Origin of the sequence: Nocardia arthritidis NBRC 100137 (genome assembly GCF_001612765.1) — a bacterium.
GTDB classification, from domain to species: Bacteria; Actinomycetota; Actinomycetes; order Mycobacteriales; family Mycobacteriaceae; genus Nocardia; species Nocardia arthritidis.
The window spans coordinates 164,745-167,891 of record NZ_BDBB01000003.1 but is presented as its reverse complement, the minus strand read 5'-3'; the positions used below and the strand labels follow the sequence as shown (position 1 = coordinate 167,891).

Genomic DNA, 3,147 nt, shown 5'->3' with positions numbered 1-3,147 from the left:
GACGGAAGGACGTCGGCCCACCGCATCCGAGATCTGGCTCTTGTATGCACTTCATCTACTTCGCAGCGGCGCCACCCCTGCTCCGCGCCGCGCCGTTCAGGTTTCGCGGGTAGCTCGATCCGCCGGTGTCCGGCATGAACCGGACATTCTCGGCGACTTCCACACCTCCCGTTTGTCGGTATTTCAGTCGTCTCAAAATCTGAAAACAGAACTTTTGAATCTACCGTGAAGCATCGACACTCTGGCGGGACAAGCTATCTGACAGCAGCTCGGGTCAGTCTAGTGGTATCAAACCTCCCAGCTCCGCACGGAGGCCGGGCGTTTCGAATCTCGTTTCGAGCAATGCGACCGTGACGCCGCCCGCGCGATGGAGCCGCCGCGCGCACGTATCGCTCCTGGAAGTGCCTGGTGCAAGCGGGCGGATCCAGACAGGAACACCCGCGATCGGGCATCGTACATCCCGGGCAGGGGCGGGAATCAAGCCGGGAGGCCATCGTCATCCACGCAGCGGACAGCGTCCACCGACAGCCGATCTGCCGCTCGGGAGATTGCACCACAAGGGAATCTGCATCACCGATAGCAATATATCGGCAATCACTCATCGCGAGAGCGCCCCCGCATCAATTTCCATTCGGATCCGTCATGCAATTTTCCGAATACCAGTCCATGCAACTCAACCCCAAAGGAATCTCGTTATACGAATTCTCGATACATAGTTCCGCCTGGAATCAGGTACGTGTTCTTTCGAATTCCGCGTCGGGAGCCGGAGTCTTTCCGAAAGGATGCCGCCGAACACGGGCGTTTCAGCGCTTACGTTTCGCACGGTTCGGCGCGCGGACCGGCGGCGGGCGCCGGTCGGCGGAAGGCCGCCGAGAGGTATCCGGCCGGTCAGACCGCGAATCGACGCCGCCGATCGGCGCGAGGCCGCACGCGCGAGGGCGGCGTCCGGTCGGTACAAACGCCCACCGCGGCTACGCCGAGCATGCCCACCCGCCATGGAGTGCGCTATTCCCGCAACGAACTCGCACGTCGGGGCCGAACCCGCGCAGGACCTCGCCGGATATGCCCACAAAGAATTCTCGGGATGATGGTTCGGTAAATCCGAACTACTCTCTCCCGCTGCGGCCTAACGCTGTTGCTCGACGAGCCGGAAGCCGGTGACGATGGTGGGTTCGATCGCGATGACCGTATCCATCATCCCCTCGGCCCACGGGCGCAGCAGCCGCGTATAGCGCGCGACCCGAGCGGGATCGGTGACCGTCCGGGCCAGGCCGGTCACGACGACCGACCAGCCCACATGGCTCACCGCGTCGATGTCGTCGGCCTCATAGGCCACGACGACGGAGGGATCGGTACGGACGGTGTCGGTGAGCCGCGACGTGACCCGCGTACGCACGATGACCGCACCACCGTCGACGAAATGGTTGACCGGGCGGATCGCCGGGAGGGCATCGCGGGTGAACACCACACGCCCGTAGGCCACACCGGCCAGCAGCCGCAGCGCCTCGTATCGGTCGATCTCGACCATCGCGCGGCCGAGGATGCCGCTGTCCGCGACGCGGCCGCCGGAGGCGATCATGACCTCGTGCTCAGGCACATCGTGCGTGCTCCCACCTGGCAACGACCTCGCTTTCCGGTCTTCACTCGACACCACGGCCTCCCATACCATCACCGGGTCCCACTGCCGGACAGGGCAGAAAGTCCCCGATCGGTCCTCTTCCGGCAGGCGCGACGGCGGCCCGAGCCACCCGCCGACCGACACTCCTCACGGCCCGGTCGCCTCCGGCCGGGACGGTCGCCGGATCCCCGCACGCTCCCGCAGCCGCCGGATCTCCCGCTCGATGCCCTCGGCGAGCACCGCGATATCGGGCGCGCTGTCGTAATCCCCGGTGATCCCGAACGTCAGTTGCCCCGCATAGCTGAGCACCGCGATCGCGGTGCGCAACCGCATGGCGATGGGCGTGGCCGGCAGCAGTTCGGTTACCGCCTGCCCCCGCACGGTCAACCGCTCGCGTGGGCCGGGCACGTTCGTCACCAGCGCGGCGACGGTTCGCTGCGGAAACCGCGCCAGCAGACGCAGACTCCACGCGATGGGCGCGAACGGGAGCCGGCCCGCCAACGCGAGCACCGAGTTCTCCGCTTGCGCTTCACCTCGCGACTTGTGTCCGGTCATCCGCCGCCGAATAGCGTCCAGCCGCTCCACCGGGTCGGCGACATCGATAGGCAGGAATGGCAGCATCGCCGAAACACGATTGTCGAGCGTGGATTTCGCCTGCTCGGATCGCATCGACACCGGGACGAGAACGCGCAGTTTGTCCGGTGCAGGCCGCTCGGCACGGCCGACCAGCAGGTCGCGATAAGCGGCGGCGACCACGGCCAGGACAACATCGTTGACCGTGACGTCGAACGCCGCGCGGATCTCGTGGATGTCCGACAGAGCGGCCCGGGCCACGACGTACCGGCGCTGGCGTCCGATCGGTCCGTTGAGCGAACATTCCGCGGCGGGGGACACGACGGCGGACACCAGGGGGGTCAGACCGCGCGTCATGGCGGCCACTGAGCGCGGCACGACGACGGGCAGCCGCGTCACACCTCGCACCACGTCGAGCCACCGCATCTCGGTGCGACTTCGCGGCTCGGGCGCGGCGTTCTCGGCCTCTCCCGGTACGGCGTCGCAGAGACTCCGCAACACCGAGAGACCTGACACGCCGTCCACCAGGCTGTGATGCGCTTTGACCAGCAGTGCCCAGCGGTCCCCCGCGAGATGTTCGACGACGACGCATTGCCACAGCGGATGGTCGCGATCGAGCCGCTCCTCCAGTTCCGTGGCCACCAGTTCACACAGCCCGCGCTCGTCACCCGGCGTGGGCAGCGCGGTCCAGCGGATGTGGTGTGCGAGGTCGAAATTCGGGTCGTCCTCCCACACCGGCGTGGCCAGGTCGAGCGGCGCCCGCCGCACCTTCTGGCGCAGGCGTGCGTTCTGTTCCACTCCCCTGGCGAGGATGCCGCCGAACTCGCTCCTGTCTGGCGGAGCACCGGAGATGATCGCTACCGCGCCGATTCCGAGACTGATATGCCGGTCGGAGTCCTCTAGTTCCATGAAGCCCGAATCGAGGGGCTGCAGTTCTGTCATGGGCATGCTCATTC

Annotated in this window: 2 protein-coding genes; both read right to left on the bottom strand. The window is 66.4% G+C overall.

Going from position 1 to position 3,147, the window contains the following annotated elements; genetic code table 11:
* Window positions 1-1,126 precede the first annotated feature (1,126 nt).
* The gene (locus NA8_RS03570; RefSeq protein ID WP_157106510.1) at window positions 1,127-1,579 is read right to left on the bottom strand and encodes a pyridoxamine 5'-phosphate oxidase family protein; all 453 of its coding nucleotides are present in this window, start codon (window positions 1,577-1,579) and stop codon (window positions 1,127-1,129) included.
* A gap of 186 nt (window positions 1,580-1,765) precedes the next feature.
* On the bottom strand, window positions 1,766-3,133 hold the full coding sequence (locus tag NA8_RS03565) for a wax ester/triacylglycerol synthase family O-acyltransferase (RefSeq protein ID WP_063048904.1): 1,368 nt from the start codon (window positions 3,131-3,133) through the stop codon (window positions 1,766-1,768).
* Between the last annotated feature and the right edge of the window lie 14 nt (window positions 3,134-3,147).